Raw genomic sequence first — 20,327 nt, 5'->3', positions numbered from 1 at the left:
AGAATAATTACTTTAATTCCTAATTGGGGATAAACATTTAAAAACTACAAGGTCACTATGGCAGTATTAGATATCGTTACCGCACCCGATCCAAGATTGAAACGAACGTCAATCGATGTTGAGGATGTTCAATCAGTACAAACACTTATTGATGACATGTTGGAAACCCTTTATTCAACAAGCAACGGAATTGGCCTTGCCGCACCGCAGGTGGGTCGACAAGAAGCCGTCGTCGTGATTGACCTTTCTGAAAACCAAGATGATCCCTTGGTGCTCATCAACCCGAAAGTCGTCAGCGGCTCGAACAAAGCGCTTGGCCAAGAGGGGTGTTTGTCTGTTCCGGATTACTACGCCGACGTAGAACGTTTCACTAGCGTCGAAGTGTCAGCACTCGATCGCCAAGGTAACCCAATCACCATCAAGAGCGACGATTTTCTTGCTATCGCCATGCAGCACGAAATTGACCACCTATCGGGTAATCTGTTCATTGACTATCTCTCGCCACTAAAACAAAAGATGGCCCTAAAGAAAGTGAAGAAGTTCGTAAGATCTCAACGCTAGATTCGTTAGAGTTCAGCCTTCCAAGGCTGAACTCTATTCTGGTTCCTACCCAGTAAGTCAGGCTCACAACTTAATTATTACGCCGTAAATTTAAACGGTAACATCATGATTTTGCTAACAGCATCTAAGATTGGTTATGGAATTCAGGTTACTTTCTTTGCGTTGATTTAACACAGTCAAAGAGCATGAAGTAACCCTATGAGTGATGTATACAACAACAAAATCTCTAAGCATTATGCCGCTTATCGTCCGCCAGTACACAAAGCCATTCTCGAAAGCATTTTTCCAACCGAGCCGTTCAAACACGGTTTAGACATTGGGTGTGGCACGGGTGTATCTACCATAGCATTGGTGCCATTTTGTGCCCAAACAACCAGCGTCGACCCAAGTCAATTGATGCTTGAACAAGCCCAACCAACAGCCAATATCTAACAACCTCACCGATCCTGAATCAGTAATAACTGGAGCCCCTATGACTCATTTAGATACCGTTAAAACGCTATGGCAACAATTCAGCCTTGGCGATTACGACAGCACAAAGACGCTATTTTCGGACGATATCAAAATCGTTTGGCCGACCAGCAGAGAACACTATCAACAGCTCGATACCTTTCTTGAAGTTAATGAACTATTTGGCAAGGATTGGACTTTCGAAGTTCTTCACCTAGAGGAAACAACATCCGATAAAGTCATCAGTATCATCTATACTTCAAGCCCTTCTTTCAAAGACAGCTTCTATGCCACCAGCGTATTTACATTTTCGTCAGGTTTGATTCAGCATATGGAAACGTTTTGGGCATTCCAAGACAGGCAACCTGACTGGCGTAAGGGGATTAGTGAGGTTTACTAGTTCCTTCAGAAAAATTAGAAATAGAACCCAACTTCAGACACGCACATAGATAATGACCTTTCGATCTATTTCTCAGATCATCGTAACTAGCCCTATGTCACTTTGATACTGATTCACGTATCGTTTAGTAAAACATTTTGATTTAAATAGGATCTAAAGATGGAACTTCGCGTCGCTACTGAACATGACATCCCCTTGATTGCGGCCGTACACGCACAAAGCTGGCGAGACTCCTATCGGGGCATTTTTCCTGATGAATTTCTAGAGGGACTTGTGGATCAAGATCGCTTGATTGAATGGCAGCGCCGTATTCACTATCCCAAGCCCAACCAGCACGTTATTGTTGCGTCTCAAGATGACCAAATAGTAGGTTTCATCTGCCTTTATAGTAATGAAAGTGAGCAATGGGGCTGTTTCATCGATAACCTGCATGTAACCAACGCGGCACAAGGTAAGGGAGTCGGTAAACTGCTCATGCAATCTGCCGCCCAGTGGGCGCGTGACACAAGCGAGCATAAGGGGCTCTTTCTTGAAGTACTAGAAGATAACTTTAAGGCGCGTAAGTTCTATTTGGCTTTAGGGGCACACCACCAAGAGACAAACCTATGGCAACCGCCAGGAGCAAATTACCATGTCAACGACCTACTGTACGTGTGGCATGACGCCCAAACCTTATTGTCTAAGTAATGTTGTCTCAATAACTTGGTCTAAATAAACATTGGCTTGAATTCTTAATTCTCGAACGAGCCGGTGTATTAACGATGAGATTGCGCTTCATAGGAGTCGCGAACTTGGCGAAATCCGCTAACTTTAACTTGATGCATTACGGTTATTTAAGGGAGTAGCATGATGAATCCGGTGGGTTGGTTTGAAATATATATCGACGATATAGAGCGCGCAAAAGCCTTCTATGAAGCGGTATTCGAAGTCACATTAGATAAAATTAATGATGAGGCAAAAAATGGCGTGGAAATGTGGGCATTTCCGTCGTCCATGGAAGAGTATGGCGCATCTGGCGCGTTGGCTAAAATGGATGGCGTATCCGCCGGAGCAAACAGCACCCTAGTCTATTTCTCGTGCCAAGACTGCGCACAAGAGGAAAGTCGAGTGGCAGGTGCTGACGGAAAAGTCGTCCACAGTAAATTCTCGATTGGCCCTCACGGCTTTATTTCTATGGTCACGGATACAGAAGGCAACATGATTGGGCTTCATTCCATGAGTTAAGTCCCGGGCTAAGCCGTGCATAAGTTGAGCCATAATTGCCAACGCCTAGCCTCACGTCTGAGTGCTAGGCTATTAATCGAAACCGACAGCTAGTAAGGAAAACATGAGCTCTCCAATTGATAATCAAATCTCTCACTACCCAAGTAACGCGAAGAAATATCTCAACGAACTGAGGACAATGATTCACAGAGTCGCAGGCGACCTTGAGCTTGGAAAAGTTGAAGAAAGCTTGAAATGGCAAGAGCCTAGCCTAACTGTCCCAAGTGGCAGCCCTATCAGGATGGATTGGAAACTGAAAACGCCCAATCATTGCTATTTGTTCTTCCACTGCCAAACTAAGCTGGTCGACACCTTTCGCGAACTTTATGCCGACGAGCTTCAATTTCAAGGCAACAGAGCCATTGTACTTTCTTTAGACCAACCTCTCCCCTATTCGGCGATTGAGCACTGTTTGACGCTTGCTCTCACCTATCAAGAACGCAAACACTTTCCCTTGCTGAGTGCTATGTGAAGACTGGGCCAAATAAAAGGCTCCCAAATCGAGAGCCTTATCATTTTGCATTGCGATAAAACGATTTTAATCCAAAACTTCGGTCAAAACCGAGCCCGTTGAACCAGATGGAGGCAGAATGCCCAGTACTGCGGAGATGGTTGGTGCAATATCGTAAGGCGTCACTTTATCGTGGATCTTTGCACCTTCAATATTAAGGCCTGCAAAAATCACTGGTACGTGAGTATCGTAACGCCAAGGAGAGCCATGAACCGATGCCACTCTTAAGCTATCGAAGTCGTTAATATACACATTTGGATTATAAACCAGATAGATGTCACCAGATCGTGAAGGAAAGTGATTGTTCGATACCAATCTCGCGATACGTGTGTCCATTAAGGTTCCAGATTCAATATCATGAGAGGTGAATGCCTGATCAACCCCTACAATCTTAACAACCTCTTTGGCTATAAAAGACTGCACTTCCGCAAGGTTCAGCTTGTTGTTTTTGAGGACCTCATGATTAAGGTATAAATACGGATCGGAATAAGCCAGTAAGACCTCCTTGCCAACACCAAACTCTTCTTGCGTGCGTTCAAACAAGCCAGATTCCTCAAGCGCTGCCAATCCAAAATAGCCAGCCTTAGAACCGCCATGATTGGTAATGAAGCCCGGCGCATCGGGCGCACCATGATCTGAAGACAAAACAATTAACGTGTTTTCCAACCCAACTTTCTCATCAACATACTCGAATAAATCGGCAAGCGTTCTGTCAAGTCTCAACAAGTTATCTTCCGCTTCAATGCTCGATGGCCCACTAGTATGAATAACGTAATCGGTTGCCGAAAAGCTTACGGCGAGGTAATCGGTGTAGTCATTCTGACCAAGCTTTTCCTGAGCGATCAGATCTTTGGCAAAATCAGCAACGATTTCGTCACCAGCAGGGCTCAAACTCAGCATTGTGGTAAAGTACTTAAAACTTGATGGCCCATATGGGTAAGGAAAGGATCGTTTGAAAGTAGCCAATTCGGTCTTAAAGCTCACATCCCCCTCTTCAGCAAATAGGTACTTTTCTCGATCAAGCATGAGTTCCCAACGCTGATTACTATATTGTTCTAAAAAACCCTTATCATTCCAGTCCATCACCCAGTTTGGATAATCCTGAAAATAGTAATCGCTGGTAACAAATCCACCGGTGGCTTTAGAAAACCAAAATGCTTTTCCTAACTCGCCGGCCAACGATACTGCCCCGCGATCCTTAAACGAAACAGAGTAAGCTCGCGCTTTACCATTTGAGGCTTTAACCACTTCATCACTGATTGTGGAAGTATGGATGTTAAGTGGCGAACGGCCATCGCCTTGCGCCGCTTTTTGTGTATCATCGATTTCAACCGATTGGTCGACCCCCGCTCCTGATGTTAGAAGGGAAAAGTCGCCATCTTCGATGTTGTACACAGAACGCCCTAACCCCCTGTCGTACCATACGTTCCCCACCATGCCGTTCACAGCCGGTGGCGCTCCGGTCGCAAGAGCAACGTGGCCAACAATCGTCTCTGTGTTGGCATGCTGGTAGTGAGCGTTGGTGTAATGGATTCCCTCATCAAGTAAATAAGTAAAACCGCCTTCACCCATGTTTGTTCTGAAACGTTCAGGAAGATCACCTCTGAGGGCATCGACCGTGACCTGAAGTACAAGTTTTGGTTGAGACGCGTCTGCTAACGCGAAAGTAGAAACGGCAGACAAGGAGATCGCAAGCGCGATTGAAGTCATTTTGTGCATAAAATATTACCTTTACCGGTGGCCTAGCACCGTGAAAAGCGTTAAACAGATTGGTTTACCCAATCTGTTTTAACCAATCTGTTTAACTAAAAACTTAACTCCTTAATACTAATCACAAAGGGTTAGAAAGTTGGAATATCGTCTATTCCAACTTTAATCACCTAATCCATTACTTTCCTATCAAATTCAAATACTAATCTGATATCATAACGCCAAGCTTTCCTGTTCCCCAAAGCCTAACAATGAAAATCAATGACTTAAAACTATTTACCAAGGTAGTTGAACTTGGCAGCTTTACCGCCGCCGCCAACGCTTTTGACATTCCGCGCGGCAAAGTAAGCCGCAAGATCCACGAGTTAGAAATCCAGCTCAACGCTAAGTTGTTTCATCGCACAACACGCTCCTTGTCGCTCACAAACAGTGGCGAGGCCTACTACTATGAGATGCTCAAAGCGCTTGAGATAATCGACACAGCGAGTCACAAAATTAATATTCGCAACACCAACCTCAAAGGCAAGATTAAGCTTGGGCTGCTTCCAGAAACTCACGAACTCGTCCAGCCCATCTTGTTCGCCTTTCAAGACCTTCATCCGGAGATCACATTAGATGTCCGAACCATCCGTAATGGTTTTGATGAACTACTTGAACATGGCCTCGATATCGCCTTTCACGGTGGCGAGCTGTACGACTCTAATGTGGTCGCCAAAGAGGTTCTGAATATTAAACGTCGCCTAGTGGCCTCTCCCGACTACCTCGCACAACATGGTACGCCCCTAAGTATTGAAGATTTACCGCGCCATGCGAGTATCTGTTTTCGTTGGCCAAATGGTAACGTCGATAATGTTTGGAAGCTCAACGGACAGAATGTTGAAGTCAATCCTAAACTCATGTGCAACAGCCCAGGCTTTATGAAATCTGCCACTATAGCTGGCCGTGGCATTGGTTACTTACCTGAAGTTATGATTCATAAAGAGTTGAAACAGCGCAAACTGGTCTTTGTTCTAAAAGACACGGAAAGTGAAATCGATAAGGCTTGGCTACTTCATCCACCTCTAAATACGCTTACCCATGCGAGCCGAACACTGATTGATTATTTAACGAAAGAAATACCGTCTCTGTCCGAGGTTTTAGCCAGTTAAACTGCTTTTTTGAAACACAGTGATAACAATTAAAATTTTATAAAACAGTCACATAGTAAATTTTAATCGCTACTTTATTAATAATTTTAGACTTATAATCCAAATTTTACTTAAGAATGACAATTTAATGAAATTTTGGTGTATCTAGACACGGTTCGAGTCTGAATTTTAGTAAAGCACGACCCTCTTTTTTTACTAGATGAACGCTCGATAAATGATCCACTGGATATTCAGAATAACGGAAATTCCTAAATAATTCTGCCAGTCGATTTAATAGGTGCTTTTTATTCGTAGGTAAGCCGTGAAGTTCACTACTAAAATCGTAGCCGCTGGTGCGCTCATCAGCGTCGCTGCACTTTCTATACTGTCCACCATTCAGTACATATCTGTCAGTAACAATGTCGAGAAAACCATCGATCAGCAGATTGATCGCACGCTAGAGGAGACGTCTTCTCTGATTTCAGCAACCATCAATGGTAAGTACGCCCTAGGCCAATACATTTCCGAGCAGTTTTCTCATCAGGATAGGGGCGATTTTGATCAACTGCTCAACACTTCAACGGTTCGAAAGAACTTTGTTACCGCAGGCATGGGGTTTGAGTCCGATGGTGCGATTAAGCATAACGATCATAACTGGATACCGCCACAGGAGTGGGATTCACGTGGTCGCCCGTGGTATCAAGACGCAATGAAAAACAATGATCGTGCGATTACTCAGCCGTATCGAGACGAAGGTACAGGCGCGATTTTGATTTCAATCTCTTACCCTGTATACGCAAGCAATGAGTTACTCGGGGTGAGCTTTTTTGATGTTGATTTGACGTCGTTTTCAGGTCTTATCAACAATAAACATAGCCTCGATACTACGATGTTTATCGTACATAAAAACGGTAGCTTGATCAGTCATCCCAATTCACGCCTTAATGGGGAGCCTTTGTCCAAAGCCATCGGTCAACATCCTATTAGTAGTGAGTCTGTCATTACCAACATTAATGGAAAGGACGCTTACCTCGACTTCCATCGCATACCGGGTGAAGATTGGTATGTCGGTATCATTCTTGACTACGATATGACCCATCAAACCTTGTTCGATATCCGTAACTACTCAGTCTTCGCAACCCTGATTGCCTTGGTTGCTGTTGCTGGTATTTTCATGTTCGTGCTGAATTACTTAACCAAACCATTGCATGTTCTAAACGATGCGATGGAAAACGTTGCATCTGGCGATGGTGATTTAACCAAGCGCCTTGATACCAATAGCGACGAAGAGTTCAAACGACTGGCTACAAACTTCAATTTGTTTGTCGAGAAGATCCAAACATTGGTGAAAACATCTCAAGCCACCACAGATAAGGTGTCGCTGGTGACAGAAGATGCACAATCTGCATTTATGGAGTCGAGCCAACTTCTCAACAACCAAGTTCAAGAAGTCGAACAGTTGGCGACAGCGATGAATGAGATGTCCACTACCTCGGCTCTCGTTGCACAAAACGCACAACAAGCTGCTGATTCAACGCAGTCTGCAGATAGCTCTACAAGTGCGGGTGCAGAACTGGTTTCTCAAACTACCCTGTCTATTGAACGACTGGCAAGTGAAATGGAACAGGCGGTGTCTATCGTCAATGAACTTGAGCATTCGACTGAAGCGATTGAGTCTGTGGTTGAAGTCATCAACAGCATTGCTGAGCAAACAAACCTACTCGCGCTTAACGCTGCCATCGAGGCGGCTCGTGCAGGTGAATCTGGTCGTGGTTTTGCGGTCGTTGCGGATGAAGTTCGTACACTGGCGCAGCGTACTCAAGAATCCACCAATGAAATCCGCCAGATGGTCGATAAGCTACAACAAGGGGCTACCAGCGCATCAAGCGCGATGGCAAACAGCCATAAACTGGCGTCAGAAACGGTGGAGCGCGCTCAGTCTGCAAGTGAAGCTCTATCAAACATTAAACAAGCCGTTTCAAGCATTACTGAGGTGAATCTTCAGATCGCCTCTGCAGCAGAAGAACAAAGCTTGGTTGCTGAAGAGATCAATACAAATACTGTGACAATCAAAGAACTGTCGCAGCAAATCTCTCAGCGCAACAATCACACCTCAGCTCTTATAGATGAACAAAATGCTCTGGCTAAAGAACAGTCTGCAGCTATGAATCAGTTCAAAGTATAAAACCCTTCCAGAACACTGTCTCAATTTTTGAGACAGTGATTCTCATTACTAGATAATTATCTGAACACCGTTCAATTGTAGTATGGCTCCAACAAAAGAGGACCATATTATGAAAAAATCTATTCAGCACTTATGCATTGGAAGCTTATACGTCAGTCTGTTAGGGTGTAACCAAACTCCACCCAGCGTCCAAACCGACTTTGAACGTCCCATTCAAGTCATCGAATTAGCCAACAGTAAATCAAGCGCGACCAAACACTTTAATGGCACCGTCCAATCACAACACAAAGCGGGTCTAAGCTTCCGTGTTCCCGGTACAATAGAAGAAATCTTGGTTAAACAAGGTGACAGCGTCACGCGCGGTCAGGTTCTCGCCCGTCTAGATCATCATGATTACCAAGTCACATTGGAAGAGCTAAAAGCACGTCAACTTGAAGCCGAATCCGCATTACGCCTCGCTCAAGCTGAACTGGCGAGAGTAAAACAAGCAACGGCAGACGAGGCGATTGCCAGTGTTAATCTGGACCGCGCTGTGAGCGGTTATGAACGCGCCCTTTCTGCGGTAAAAGTCATCGACAAAAACATTCAAAGAGCTCGCGACACACTACGTTATACAGAGCTTAAAGCGCCATTTGACGGCGTCATTGGCAGTGTAAACTTCGATGCTTTTGAACAAACGTTGCCGGGCGTTTCTGTCATTGATTTGCAAGACAACCAAAAGCTTGAAGTCACCATCGATGTTCCAGAGACGATGATCAATGACTTTTCACTTGGCCATTCGAGCGAAGTCAGCTGGTACCAATCGGATAAGACATTGGCCGCTACCGTATCCGAAATTACGACATTCCCTCATATCATCAAGCAAACCTATGGTGTCACTTTTACCATCGATGAGCCAAGCCAATCTCTACTACCGGGCCGCTCTGTTACTGTGTCTAGCCAACTTGGTGACATTACAAATTCTGCTTACTGCATTCCCTACTCAGCATTAGTCGGAGAACGAGACGCGCTACACGTTAACCTTGTACGCAACAACACAATCGTAAAGCAAAGTGTTGAAATGCGCTCGCTTGACGCTTACCAAGCCTGCGTCGATGGCACCTTTGAGCAAGGTGATTATATCGTGGTCAGCGGTGCGCCTTATGTCCAAGATGGTGATGTAGTCAATAACCTAATTGTGAAAACACTGTAGGGCCGCACTCATGATGAATTTTGCTGAATTTGCTATTCGCCAGCGAACATTTGTACTGTTCTTCACCGTATTATCTATCATCGCAGGACTTTATTCGTATTACGATCTCGGAAAACTGGAAGACCCAAGCTTTACCGTAAAAACAGCGGTCGTTGTCACTTTGTACCCTGGAGCATCCGCCGAAGAAGTCGAACATCAGTCACGGACACTATTGAAACCAAGCTTCAAGAAATGGGTGAACTGAACCGGCTACGCTCTCTATCAAAGCCGGGCGTGTCGATGGTGTTTGTCGATTTGAAAGAGAGTTTGAATTCGGACAAACTCCCGCAACAGTGGGACATATTGCGCCGTAAAGTTAATGATGTATCTCTTCAACTCCCTTCCACCGCACAAATTAGCATTGTCCAAGATGAGTTTTCCGAAGTGTACGGCATGCTTTTTTCAATACACAGCAATGACGCCACTCCGATGGAACTGCGACAGTATGCGGAAGAGCTTCAACGACGAATCAAAACGGTCGATGGCATAAAGAAAATTGAGCTCCACGGCGTGCAGCCTCGCGTTGTCTACATTGATATTCCGGATGAACGCTTAGCCCAATATGGTTTATCGATTTCTCAAGTTTGGAATCAGCTCAATACTCAGAATATGACGTTTGAAGCGGGTAAGTTCAGCGCTGGGCTAGAACGTATCCGAATCAAACAAAGTAGTGAGTTCCAATCAATTGAAGATGTGAAGAATCTCGTAATCCGAGGTGGTGTCAGTCAATTAGGCACAGGGCTTGTGCGCCTTGGTGATGTTGCCGACGTGACAATGGGTTACTTAAAACCTGCGTTGATTGAAAATCGATTCAATGGTGAGCCTGCAGTGACTCTCGCCGTTAGCCCAGTCAACGGAATCAACGTTGTGTCTTTAGGTGACACCATTCGTGAAGTCATCCAACAATACGAACAAGAGCTTCCAATTGGCGTCGAGATTTCTACCGTAGCTTACCAACCCGAAGAGGTTCAAAAAGCCATCGATGACTTCGTATGGAATCTTTTGGAAAGTGTCGCGATTGTATTCATTGTGCTTCTTATCTTCATGGGTTTCAAAAGCGCAGCCATCGTAGGCGCTAGCTTGTTAATTACGATTTTGCTAACGCTCATTTACATGAATCTACAGCAAATTGACCTCCATCGTGTCTCTTTAGGCACCTTCATTCTTGCATTAGGTATGTTGGTCGATAACGCCATTGTGATTGCCGATATGATGAGAGCGAAGATGTCTAAGGGGATGGAACGCACTCAAGCCGCTATCTCTTCGGTAAAAGAAACTGCCTTGCCACTTTTAGGCGCAACAGTTATCGCCATTATGGGTGCTAGCCCAGTCATTTTCTCACAAACTGACGCTGCGGAGTTCGCAAGTTCCGTTTTCTATATTGTCGCGGCCTCACTATTACTGTCTTGGTTAGTGGCCATGACTTTCACGGTGCTAATGTGTTGGTTACTCTTAAAACCACAAGTCCTCGATCAAGATGCAAAACCAAATTTGTTCCATCGAATAATTCAATGGACTGTAGATAACCCAATCAAAGCACTGTCGGGGTTGATTCCGCTACTCATTGCAACAGCGGTTGCGGTTCCCTACATCGCCGTCAACTTTATTCCCCAATCCGATCGTCCAATCGTATTCTTAGATTATTGGCTACCTAATGGTGCAAAGATTGAGCAAACATCCGCTGATATGCGCAAGATTGAAACTTGGCTGTTGGAGCAACCGGAAGTTGAGAGTATTTCGACAGCTGTTGGGGCGAGTGCGCCTCGCTTCTCAGTAACTGTAGAGCCGGAGCCAATCGACCCATCGTATGGTCAGATCCTCATCAATGTTTCTGACTTCCATGGAATCGCACCTCTCATTCAGCGTGGCGATGTATGGCTTGCACAAACCTTCCCGAATGCAGAGCCAAGATTCCGAGCATTGAAACTGGCCACCTCTGACAAGTTCTCGGTAGAAGCTCGATTTTCTGGGCCAGATCCTGTGGTACTGCGTGATCTAGCACAACAAGCGAAAGACATCATGTCGGCACACCCTGATAGCAAGTATGTGCGTGACGACTGGCGTCAACAAAGCAAGGCGCTTGTGCCAATTATTAACCAAGATAAATCCCGCTTAGCAGGGATTAATCGTGCGGATATCGCATTTGCCTTGAAACGCGCCTCTGACGGTATGCCTTTAGGCCAAATGAACCTGAATGACGAACTCATCCCAATTCAGCTTCGAGGTTCAAACCAAACCATGAGCTCATTGGAAACATTGCCCGTCAAATCCATTGTTGGCAATCACAGTGTACCGCTAGGGCAAGTCGTCGATGGATTTGAACTGATTCCAGAAGAGAGCATGATTTGGCGACGTGACCGAGTGAAAACCATTACCGCTCAAGCAGGGATTGAAAGCCATACTACTCCTGCTCGCGTAAGAAATGCTATCAAAGACGATATTGAAGCCATTCACCTCCCGTACGGTTACAGCATGGAATGGGGCGGCGAGTACTATGATGAACACAAAGCGGTTAGCGATATTCTGAAGCAATTGCCAAAAGCTATGTTGATTATGGTGATCATTCTTGTAGCTATGTTTAACGGGTTTAAGCAACCTCTCATCATACTGATGACACTGCCTTTGGCTTCGATCGGTGCAACGTTCTCACTGCTGGCGTTCAATAAACCTTTTGGTTTTATGGCGTTGATCGGCGCGGTGACTCTCACCGGCATGATCATAAAAAACGGTATCGTCTTGATGGACCAAATTGAACTCGAAAGAAAGAATGGTCTTAACCTTTCCGATGCGATTAAAGCGGCAACGATAAACCGAACCATGGCAATTTCCATGGGGCTCTCACCACTGCTCTAGGAATGATACCTCTAATCAGTGACCTGCTATTTGATCAAATGGCTGCAACCATCATTGGTGGTTTAGCCGCTGCAACCGTCCTGTCGTTACTGGTCATGCCTGCTTTGTACAAGCTCACGAGTAAAGACGAGCAACAAAGCGATACTGCAACTCAACGCTCACTTGAAATTGAAAACGCATAGGAGAGAAGACAATGAACATTTCTAATAAGACGCTCACTCCGATTGCTCTGGCATTAATTCTTTCTGGCTGTGCTGTCAGACCAGATTACGTTGAACCCACGGTGTCTATGGCGGACACCTACCTAAACGCGACTGGTGCTCATGACTCCATCAATGAAACGATCACGGCACTGTTTTGGTGGGAGACATTAAATGATGATGTCTTAAACACGATGGTTAAAGACGTTCAGCAACAAAACATACCATTAAAAGTGGCGTCGCAACGCATCCAAATGGCCAATGCTTACAAAAGCATGGTCGATTCCTTTAAGGTACCTACCGTCAATGTAGGAGGCGGTTACTTTAACTATCAGTTGAGTAAGAATGACTCCCTACTTGGACCCGCGTTTGGGCTGTCAGACACATTAGAATCAAGCACTGGCGTTAGCTTATTGGACAATCAACACGATGGTGGTTTTTTAGGGGCTTCCATTGCATGGGAGGCTGATCTCTTTGGTCGGATCGACAGGCAAAGCAACGCCGCACAAATTCGTGTTGAGCAGGCGGAAATCATGCAAAGCGGCCTGAATACGCTGATAACTGCTGACCTCATCCATAACTACTTGCAGTTTAGAGGTGCGCAAGAACGCAAAGCGCTTATGTTAGAGAACATTGAAGATCAGAAACGAACACTCGCACTGGTTGAAAGAGTTGTAAGCAGCGGTTTTGGCTCTGACCTCGACTACGCCCAAGCGCAAGCGTCACTCGCCGCTACTGAGTCACTCATCCCTCAGTTGGAAATCGCAGAGCAAGTTCACAAACACAGAATCGCTACTTTATTGGGTGAGCCTTTGTCTCATGTTGATATTCGCCTAGCGTCACATCAGACTCTTCCAGTTCTAGAAGGCAGCATTCCTGTAGGTTTACCTTCTGACTTATTGCAACGCCGCCCAGACATCCGCATCGCAGAAAGAGAGATGGCTGCAATAAACGAAGAGTTGGCATCTAGTATGGCAAATCAATATCCCAAATTTTTCTTAACAGGAACACCTGGGGTATCTGCAAGCAGCTTTGATGACCTATTCAGCAGCGACTCATTTGGTTGGGCCGGTGCAGTTGGCATGAGCTGGAATGTATTTGATGGAGGAAGGAGTGATGCGATGATCGAAATGAATGAAGCCCGTTTTGAAGCCGCAGCACTGAACTACCAACATGCCGTAGATTCAGCCATCACGGAAGTGGATACTGCCTTATTTGCCTATGGCCGTAGCCAGCAGAATCAGACTCAGATTGATAAAGCATTAATTGCCACAGACCGCGCAGTGGATAAAGCGAAATCACTCTACCGAGCAGGGCTCATTGATCACTTGTCCGTACTTGATGCGCAAAGGCAAAAGCGCATGATGAAGGACCGAAGTGTTGCGGCAAAACTTCAGACCGCCCAAGCCACAGTAACGGTTTATAAGGCTTTGGGAGGCGATTGGTCTCTTCCAACTGAAACTACACTTTAAGCCAATTGCCTTAGCCAATATAATTGGCTAAGGCAATTTTCAATCTCGAAACAGCAGGTTTACATGGCCCGATCCAATCGAAAGAATATTCTCACTTCCTTTCTTATCCTCTTCCTAAGTGGATGCTCAGCGACTTCAACCATTACTAACTCACCAATTACATCAGCGCCGCTTAGTCACGATCCACCTCCTACCTACTCACTGAAAAGCAAAGCTCAAGACTATCAACAAGAAAGTACTTTGGTTCTGCTTAGCTTCTCGGGCGGAGGAACACGTGCTGCAGCTCTGTCTTATGGAGTACTAAAGGGGTTACGAGACTACCCTTTCACTGATCAAGATGGCGAACAATCTACATTGCTTGATCAGGTTGCAGTTATAAGCTCGGTATCTGGAGGGAGCTTTACTTCAGCTTACTACGGGTTATATCAAGAGAAGATTTTTGAACACTATGAAGATGAATTTCTGTATCAGACTTTTTCAAACGATTTAGTCGATATTTTGTTCAGCCCACGCTATTGGTTTTCGAGTCTAGATCGTTCTACTGCGGCGGCTAATTACTATAATCAGGCGCTATTTGATGATGCAACCTTTCAGAATATTCAAAATGACGGCCCAATCATCATAATTAATGCTACCGACCTTGGCGGTGGAGTGCGCTTCTCATTTGTACAGGAATATTTCGACCTCATTTGTTCCAATGTCAATGACTACAGTATTGCGAATGCCGTTGCGGCATCCTCTGCCGTGCCCTTCATTTTTACACCTGTCGTATTAGAGAATCACGACAACTGTGTAACACCACACCGAATGAATTCTTCAGGCGACACGTCGGCCCACGTGCGAGCGACTCAGAATGGTTTGGCAAGCTATTCGGACAAAAAAGCGCGCCCTTACATTCACTTAATTGACGGCGGAATTACTGACAACTTAGGACTATTGGCGATTTATGACATTGTACAAAGCGATACAGAAGCGTTTGAAGCCCTCACCAATCAAGTGGAACATATTATCATCATTTCAGTCGATGCCGCGACCAAACCCGATTGGAACATTGACTCTTCACCTTCTACCCCCAAGGCGACTAGTATTCTGGGGCAACGACCGACATACAACTTCACCGCTATAACGACATGAGTAGAAAGCTGGTCAAAGACAGACTCCACCAGTGGCAAAGTCAACAGCCAAATCGTACGGTGCAGTTTGTTGATATCAACTTACAAAGCGCAGCTAACCCAGACTATATGAATGCAATCCCGACAGACTTCCAACTCGGCGCTCCTCAAGTTGATGCACTCATTCAGCATGGCTATCAACAAGTCCTTAAAATAGATATACTTGGCTCTGGATCAGCTTCTGAGCCCCACCTCTTGGAGAACAATAATGGAATATATTGATGGTGTACTTCGCGTTGAATCTTTCCTCGCAGTCACACTTGGCATCGTAGTGCTTTTTCTAGGCAGACGATTAACTCATGCAAGCTATTGGTTGAAGGAATTCAGTATTCCAGAACCCGTTTCTGGTGGCATTCTTGTCTCTGTACTTTTTGCCATCTTGCACTATGCAACTCAGGTAGATGTGCAGTTCGACCTTGCGGCTCGTGATCTTCTTCTTGTCTACTTTTTTACCACCATTGGCATCAATGCCAGTTTGGGGGATCTCTTTAAAGGTGGCAAACCTCTTATCATTCTACTTGTTATCACTATCGGCTACATGTTGATTCAAAACCTGACAGGCATTGGCTTTGCTGCGTTGCTCGGCCAACCTGAAGCATTCGGCTTGCTAAGTGGAAGTGTTTCCTTGATTGGCGGTCATGGAACAGCGATCGCTTGGGCGCCGCGCATTGGCGAAACCTTCGATCTTGATACCGCTATGGAAATTGGTATTGCCAGCGCAACCTTCGGCTTGATCCTAGCAAGTTTGATGGGCGGCCCTATCGCAAAATACCTGATTAAAAAACACAACTTAAAAGCCAATACAAACGAAGAGATGGACGTTGGCACCCACCAAGATTCTCCAACTCCGAGCATTAATGCATACGACTTCTTAGATGCACTGCTCGCAATTCACATCTGTGTCATCTTAGGTGCGGTTCTCAACGAAGCTGTTGCCGCGGCCGGACTCGAACTTCCGCTGTTCGTGAGCTGCCTATTTGCAGGTATTTTAATCTCGAACCTAATACCAGATTCCTACCCTCGCCTTACTGGTACGCGTTGGCCAGCCCGTAAACCTGCAATCGCGCTCATTGCAGACGTCGCTCTCGGTTCTTTCTTGGCTATGTCTCTGATGAGCATGCAGCTTTGGGCTTTGATCGATTTGGCCGGCCCTATTTTCGTCATCTTAGGCGCGCAGTTCCTCGTGGCGGTGGGCGTTGCGGTCTTTGTCGTGTTCCCTGCAATGGGTAAAACGTACGACGCCGCAGTAGTCTGTTCTGGCTTTGGTGGGATCTCATTGGGCTCAACACCAACAGCGATGGCTAATATGTCTGCTGTGGCGCAAAAGTACGGTAACTCGCATCAAGCGTTCATCATCGTACCTTTGGTTTGCGCTTTCTTCATTGACTTGGCAAACGCGTTAATCATTCCATACTTCATCCGTTTGATCGCGTAAAAGCCACTAAATAGAAAGCCCCGTCCTATGGCAACATAAGGCGGGGCTTTTTTACACATCAATTAAAACTCGTAGTTCAGCCCAAATCTCACATCATTCTGTGACAAATTTCTGCTCCACACGTAACCGTATCCCGCTTCTAATCCAAAACTCTTGGACAGCTTAAAATGATTATCAAATCGCACTTGATGAAGACCTCTGTCGTACACGTCTCGATACTGATAAGCCGGAACCAGATCCCAGCGAGGATTGACGTTCCACTCTAACCCTACTTCAGCCATAGCTGCATAATCTTTTCGAGTTTGATACTCGCGATCGCAGGGCGCGATGATTTCATCTTTCTTACATGACAAGCGACGCTCAGATCGTTGACTCGTTAAGCCACCCCCTAGGAACAAGGTTTTATCGCTGTCTATCTCGAAGATGTGACCAACCGTTAAATATGCTTGATTAATGGTTGTCGAGCTGCGTGTCGCCAGCTCTGCACCCCCATTAACATACCAGCTGTTTTCGGTCGCAATATTTCCTCCAAAGTACAGTCCAAACAGGTACTTACTCCCTTCATTATTGTAGATTTCTCCAAAATAGTCTTGGAAGCCATCATCGCTAACTCGGGTTTGGACCCCGCCAAAAGACAGATTATCAGTCGTCCGGCTTGCATGAGAATGGGCAGGTAAAAAGTAAGTAACAGCAAGCAGACACATCGCGAAACGGATTGGTTTCATCGTGTAAAACGTTCGATTCGATGCAGTAGAATGGGTTGAGCAAAAAGGCATAGCGCAAAGAGTCCTAGTTATCATTTGCGCTTAGACTAATTCAAGAAAGAAGTGATTTAGGAATATTGGTTATTATCCAACCAATCTTACTCGTTAAGCTAGAGCATTTCCTTTGCAATTAGGTGTAGAAGATAGGTTTCTCTCTCGATGCTCATGCCCTTCTTAGGGCTGCTTGCGATGGTCTGCTCATTGTGGGCGATGGCTTCATGGATGTTCACCCAAACCGCCTTCATACCGTTTTTGATTTCATACTCTTCAAAATCAGGCTCACCCAGTTCGCGATCGACCTTACAGGTATAGCAGTACGAGATCATGTGAATGACATCGGCATCGTCTTTGTACCAAGGACGAAATTCTTCGAATATTCCGTAAGGTTTGATGTTGTGGATATTTTGCGCGCCGGTTTCTTCTTGTAGTTCTCGAACCATGCCAGCTATTACATCTTCACCGTCATCTAGGCCACCACCGGGAATGCTGTAGTCGTGGTAACGCTCAGTATACATAAGCAGGATGTCTTCACCGTCAATGGCGATCGCACGTGCTGCATTGCGTTTGTAGATTGAGCAACTATCTAAATGTTTGATGTCGGGATGGGTGGTGGTTTTTAGATGACGCATTGGCTTTTAAATTCGATTGCTAACTATCAAGGCGCGCTATGGTATCAGGGTTACCGATACAAGTCACAATGGAAACTTAATACTCATCAATCGATAACTGCACGTTTCCAATTGCAAAAAGGCTTTGAGCAATCACTCAAAGCCTTTTGTATAGTTAGCGGTGTTAGCTAAAGTGGTGAGACTTACAGCTCGATGACAGACGTTTCGCCATCAACAGTTAGCTCTAGCGTGTTACCTACAAGCTTGTGAGACACTTCCACTTGTTCGCCTTCGTTCTTGTTTGGAACAAGAAGCGTTAGGATGTTGTGCTCTTTCGATGGCTTGAATTCAACTTCAACGTGACGGTGGATTTCAAGATCTTGGTACTCGTATGGGTCTACTTCACCGAAGCCTTCAACATTCTTAACCGACTGAATGTTATCTGCAGATTCGTTGATGAAGTTCACGTCTAGGTGCGCCACTTCGCCACGGATAGTGAATGACTTATCAGCCACTTCGTTTGCAAATGTTGTGTGCATTAACCAAGTCATGTCTTTCTCTTCAGATAAAGACGCCTTGTCTTGCATCACGAATACTTTACCCTTCACAAACCAGATCTTACGCTTGTAAGACTCAATTTCTGGAACGAAGTATTTGTAAGATGCTGTTGCATCACCTTCAACCATCTTGATTTCAGAGTCAGTATCGAAATCAGTGATGTTGCCGCCCGCTTCAATACAGAAACGGTCTTGGTGACCTTCGTAGCCCGTGTTTTTGTTCTCACCGTACTGACCTTTACCACCAAATAGAGGAAGGTTCTTAGAGAACGTTTGACGACGCCACTTAGTGTGCATGTCAACACCGAAACCACCGTAGTAGCCAGTGATCGCAGCTAGCGTTTCACCGAATGCGTGCAGTGTGAACGCGTTCTGGTCACCGTGTGAGTGTGAGATAGAACCAAATGGTGAACACTTGAATACCATGTGGATGTGGTTATCACGCTCAGTCATCTTGTTGTGGAATGCAGCCCAACCATCTGAATCAATCCCCAGAACAGTAATGCCACTGAAAAGTTGATGCTCATACCAGCCCAGAACCCACGATTGATTGATGCATTCACACCCGAGCCTACCGCCCTGCTCAATACCAGCTGAGTACCGTTCGCCAACGCCATTTGAATACCCATAACAAACGCGACGATGGTGGTCGCAATGCCCAATGCAGCTAATGAGATTTCTCCCAAAGGCGAAACCAGTAAGGTATCTATCATCAACATGGACTGCATTAACCACGCATTGAGAGCAAGTGGCCAGGTTAAAGAAAGGTTCTTTTTAGCGTAGGATCGCGTGGTAGACATCGAAAAATAATGACCTCTAAAAGAAAAAACTGCCTAAAAATAGGCAGTTAGTAGAAAACATAAAGTGATTAAGCGTAGGTGACTTGTGATAGCCGCTGATTATCGTCTTGCAGCAGCTCTTGCGAAGCACGCCTTGCATCATCAGGACTCCCAGCCATGATCGCATCATAGATGGCTTTATGTTCAGCTAAACAAAAGCGTCCACCTTCTGCAGACTCGCCAAGGAACTGCTTGAAGATCGTATCGAGGATATTGCCAAACGGCAGGTAAAACTGATTACCTGTCGACAAGAATATGGTTTGATGGAACAAGTGGTCGTTGATCGTCCACTCTGCATAATCAAAACTTTCTGCGGCCATGCTCATCTTTTGAATGATTACCGATAGATCTTTGCGTTGTGCAGCCGTTGCATTAACTGCACTCAACGCACATGCTTCAGGTTCAATGGCTTTTCTAAGGCCAAGAAATTGAGCAAGAAACTTTTGGTTTTGTTCAAGATCTTGTATCCAGTATAAGAGCCGTGGATCTAAAAAGTGCCAATGACTTCTTGGGCGAACTGTTGTGCCTACTTTCGGTCGCGATTCAATTAAGCCTTTTGCCGAAAGCAGCTTTGTCGACTCTCGAAGCGCCGTTCGACTCACGCCAAACGCCTCACAAAGGGCCACTTCGTTCGGCAGCTTTTCTCCTTCGGATAACTCACCCGATAAAATTTGTCGCGCAATTTGTCTTGCGACTTGTACGTGGATTTTACGACTTGAATCCTCGACAAGATAAAAAGTAGCCATGAGTTTGCCTCGAAAGTGAACGTTAATTAATAATACAATATCACATAAGTAGCTCAACTGATTTAGGGCAAGTATGCACACTCACTCGCTGTGATTTAAACCATAGTGTGATGTAGATCCCCATCGAGACTCGGTTCTCAACGCATGGCTAAGCCCTGATAACGATTACAACTCCGCACAAACATGCAAAATTTAAATCAAAGAAATCAAAGAAATCAAAGAAATCAAAGTATACTTCTGACG

Annotated in this window: 17 protein-coding genes and 3 pseudogenes; 14 read left to right on the top strand and 6 right to left on the bottom strand. The window is 45.3% G+C overall.

Annotated features, from left to right (window positions below; all coding sequences use genetic code 11):
* Positions 1-57 precede the first annotated feature (57 nt).
* The 6 genes from def to UA76_RS19430 all read left to right on the top strand — a co-directional run bounded on the left by def (position 58) and on the right by UA76_RS19430 (position 3,146).
* Positions 58-561 carry a peptide deformylase gene (def, locus tag UA76_RS19455; RefSeq protein WP_047049567.1) on the top strand — a complete coding sequence of 168 codons (504 nt, stop codon included), beginning with the start codon at positions 58-60 and terminating at the stop codon, positions 559-561.
* A 198-nt stretch (positions 562-759) separates the two neighbouring features.
* On the top strand, positions 760-993 hold the full coding sequence (locus UA76_RS19450; protein ID WP_047049565.1) for a methyltransferase domain-containing protein: 234 nt from the start codon (positions 760-762) through the stop codon (positions 991-993).
* Between the two features lie 40 nt (positions 994-1,033).
* Positions 1,034-1,411 (top strand): nuclear transport factor 2-like protein, encoded by a 378-nt coding sequence (locus UA76_RS19445; protein ID WP_047049563.1) that lies wholly within the window; start codon positions 1,034-1,036, stop codon positions 1,409-1,411.
* Positions 1,412-1,570: 159 nt separating this feature from the next.
* Positions 1,571-2,098 (top strand): GNAT family N-acetyltransferase, encoded by a 528-nt coding sequence (locus UA76_RS19440; protein ID WP_047049562.1) that lies wholly within the window; start codon positions 1,571-1,573, stop codon positions 2,096-2,098.
* Positions 2,099-2,260: 162 nt separating this feature from the next.
* Positions 2,261-2,635 carry a VOC family protein gene (locus tag UA76_RS19435; protein WP_047049560.1) on the top strand — a complete coding sequence of 125 codons (375 nt, stop codon included), beginning with the start codon at positions 2,261-2,263 and terminating at the stop codon, positions 2,633-2,635.
* A gap of 103 nt (positions 2,636-2,738) precedes the next feature.
* Complete coding sequence (locus UA76_RS19430; protein ID WP_047049559.1) at positions 2,739-3,146, top strand: DUF1801 domain-containing protein; 408 nt, start codon at positions 2,739-2,741, stop codon at positions 3,144-3,146.
* A 66-nt stretch (positions 3,147-3,212) separates the two neighbouring features.
* Here UA76_RS19430 and UA76_RS19425 read toward each other — a convergent pair whose 3' ends face one another.
* The gene (locus tag UA76_RS19425; RefSeq protein WP_047049558.1) at positions 3,213-4,904 is read right to left on the bottom strand and encodes an alkaline phosphatase family protein; all 1,692 of its coding nucleotides are present in this window, start codon (positions 4,902-4,904) and stop codon (positions 3,213-3,215) included.
* A 242-nt stretch (positions 4,905-5,146) separates the two neighbouring features.
* Here UA76_RS19425 and UA76_RS19420 point away from each other — a divergent pair, with 242 nt between their 5' ends.
* The 8 genes and pseudogenes from UA76_RS19420 to gltS all read left to right on the top strand — a co-directional run bounded on the left by UA76_RS19420 (position 5,147) and on the right by gltS (position 16,570).
* Positions 5,147-6,043: a LysR family transcriptional regulator gene (locus tag UA76_RS19420; protein ID WP_047049556.1), complete on the top strand. Its 897-nt coding sequence runs from the start codon at positions 5,147-5,149 to the stop codon at positions 6,041-6,043.
* 301 nt (positions 6,044-6,344) lie between these two features.
* A complete protein-coding gene (locus UA76_RS19415) occupies positions 6,345-8,207 on the top strand; it encodes a methyl-accepting chemotaxis protein (protein WP_047049554.1) in 1,863 nt (620 codons plus the stop codon).
* 109 nt (positions 8,208-8,316) lie between these two features.
* Entirely contained in the window at positions 8,317-9,399 is a 1,083-nt protein-coding gene (locus UA76_RS19410; protein WP_047049552.1) for an efflux RND transporter periplasmic adaptor subunit, read from the top strand.
* A gap of 10 nt (positions 9,400-9,409) precedes the next feature.
* A pseudogene (locus tag UA76_RS19405) lies at positions 9,410-12,473 on the top strand (efflux RND transporter permease subunit).
* A gap of 11 nt (positions 12,474-12,484) precedes the next feature.
* Positions 12,485-13,963 (top strand): efflux transporter outer membrane subunit, encoded by a 1,479-nt coding sequence (locus tag UA76_RS19400; RefSeq protein ID WP_047049550.1) that lies wholly within the window; start codon positions 12,485-12,487, stop codon positions 13,961-13,963.
* 63 nt (positions 13,964-14,026) lie between these two features.
* A complete protein-coding gene (locus UA76_RS19395) occupies positions 14,027-15,097 on the top strand; it encodes a patatin-like phospholipase family protein (protein ID WP_052772116.1) in 1,071 nt (356 codons plus the stop codon).
* Complete coding sequence (locus UA76_RS22705; protein WP_052772115.1) at positions 15,094-15,357, top strand: hypothetical protein; 264 nt, start codon at positions 15,094-15,096, stop codon at positions 15,355-15,357. Before UA76_RS19395 ends, UA76_RS22705 begins: the two co-directional genes overlap by 4 nt.
* On the top strand, positions 15,344-16,570 hold the full coding sequence (gltS, locus tag UA76_RS19390) for a sodium/glutamate symporter (protein ID WP_047049548.1): 1,227 nt from the start codon (positions 15,344-15,346) through the stop codon (positions 16,568-16,570). The genes UA76_RS22705 and gltS overlap by 14 nt, the downstream gene beginning before the upstream one ends.
* Before the next feature lie 62 nt (positions 16,571-16,632).
* Here the strand turns inward: gltS and UA76_RS19385 are convergent, their stop codons facing one another.
* The 5 genes and pseudogenes from UA76_RS19385 to UA76_RS19370 all read right to left on the bottom strand — a co-directional run bounded on the left by UA76_RS19385 (position 16,633) and on the right by UA76_RS19370 (position 20,084).
* Positions 16,633-17,295 (bottom strand): hypothetical protein, encoded by a 663-nt coding sequence (locus tag UA76_RS19385; RefSeq protein WP_052772114.1) that lies wholly within the window; start codon positions 17,293-17,295, stop codon positions 16,633-16,635.
* A 149-nt stretch (positions 17,296-17,444) separates the two neighbouring features.
* The gene (locus tag UA76_RS19380; RefSeq protein WP_047049546.1) at positions 17,445-17,963 is read right to left on the bottom strand and encodes an NUDIX hydrolase; all 519 of its coding nucleotides are present in this window, start codon (positions 17,961-17,963) and stop codon (positions 17,445-17,447) included.
* A gap of 182 nt (positions 17,964-18,145) precedes the next feature.
* A pseudogene (locus tag UA76_RS19375) lies at positions 18,146-18,976 on the bottom strand (heparinase II/III domain-containing protein); the annotation flags it as partial.
* 5 nt (positions 18,977-18,981) lie between these two features.
* Positions 18,982-19,299 (bottom strand): annotated as a pseudogene (locus tag UA76_RS23220) (MATE family efflux transporter); the annotation flags it as partial.
* A gap of 68 nt (positions 19,300-19,367) precedes the next feature.
* Positions 19,368-20,084: a FadR/GntR family transcriptional regulator gene (locus UA76_RS19370; protein ID WP_047049544.1), complete on the bottom strand. Its 717-nt coding sequence runs from the start codon at positions 20,082-20,084 to the stop codon at positions 19,368-19,370.
* Positions 20,085-20,327: the final 243 nt, after the last annotated feature.

It is taken from the genome of Vibrio mexicanus, from assembly GCF_001012815.1.
Classification (GTDB): Bacteria; Pseudomonadota; Gammaproteobacteria; order Enterobacterales; family Vibrionaceae; genus Vibrio; species Vibrio mexicanus.
Note: the sequence above shows the minus strand (reverse complement) of the source record. Positions and strands in the feature narration are given on the sequence as shown.

Bases quoted from the DNA above. Each gene is read 5' to 3' on its own strand.
- UA76_RS19410 (WP_047049552.1), top strand. From the start codon at position 8,317: ATGAAAAAATCTATTCAGCACTTATGCATTGGAAGCTTATACGTCAGT.
- UA76_RS19395 (WP_052772116.1), top strand. From the start codon at position 14,027: ATGGCCCGATCCAATCGAAAGAATATTCTCACTTCCTTTCTTATCCTC.
- def (WP_047049567.1), top strand. From the start codon at position 58: ATGGCAGTATTAGATATCGTTACCGCACCCGATCCAAGATTGAAACGA.
- UA76_RS19450 (WP_047049565.1), top strand. From the start codon at position 760: ATGAGTGATGTATACAACAACAAAATCTCTAAGCATTATGCCGCTTAT.
- UA76_RS19435 (WP_047049560.1), top strand. From the start codon at position 2,261: ATGAATCCGGTGGGTTGGTTTGAAATATATATCGACGATATAGAGCGC.
- UA76_RS19445 (WP_047049563.1), top strand. From the start codon at position 1,034: ATGACTCATTTAGATACCGTTAAAACGCTATGGCAACAATTCAGCCTT.
- UA76_RS19430 (WP_047049559.1), top strand. From the start codon at position 2,739: ATGAGCTCTCCAATTGATAATCAAATCTCTCACTACCCAAGTAACGCG.
- UA76_RS19420 (WP_047049556.1), top strand. From the start codon at position 5,147: ATGAAAATCAATGACTTAAAACTATTTACCAAGGTAGTTGAACTTGGC.
- UA76_RS19370 (WP_047049544.1), bottom strand. From the start codon at position 20,084: ATGGCTACTTTTTATCTTGTCGAGGATTCAAGTCGTAAAATCCACGTA.
- gltS (WP_047049548.1), top strand. From the start codon at position 15,344: ATGGAATATATTGATGGTGTACTTCGCGTTGAATCTTTCCTCGCAGTC.
- UA76_RS22705 (WP_052772115.1), top strand. From the start codon at position 15,094: ATGAGTAGAAAGCTGGTCAAAGACAGACTCCACCAGTGGCAAAGTCAA.
- UA76_RS19400 (WP_047049550.1), top strand. From the start codon at position 12,485: ATGAACATTTCTAATAAGACGCTCACTCCGATTGCTCTGGCATTAATT.
- UA76_RS19385 (WP_052772114.1), bottom strand. From the start codon at position 17,295: ATGAAACCAATCCGTTTCGCGATGTGTCTGCTTGCTGTTACTTACTTT.
- UA76_RS19425 (WP_047049558.1), bottom strand. From the start codon at position 4,904: ATGCACAAAATGACTTCAATCGCGCTTGCGATCTCCTTGTCTGCCGTT.
- UA76_RS19440 (WP_047049562.1), top strand. From the start codon at position 1,571: ATGGAACTTCGCGTCGCTACTGAACATGACATCCCCTTGATTGCGGCC.
- UA76_RS19380 (WP_047049546.1), bottom strand. From the start codon at position 17,963: ATGCGTCATCTAAAAACCACCACCCATCCCGACATCAAACATTTAGAT.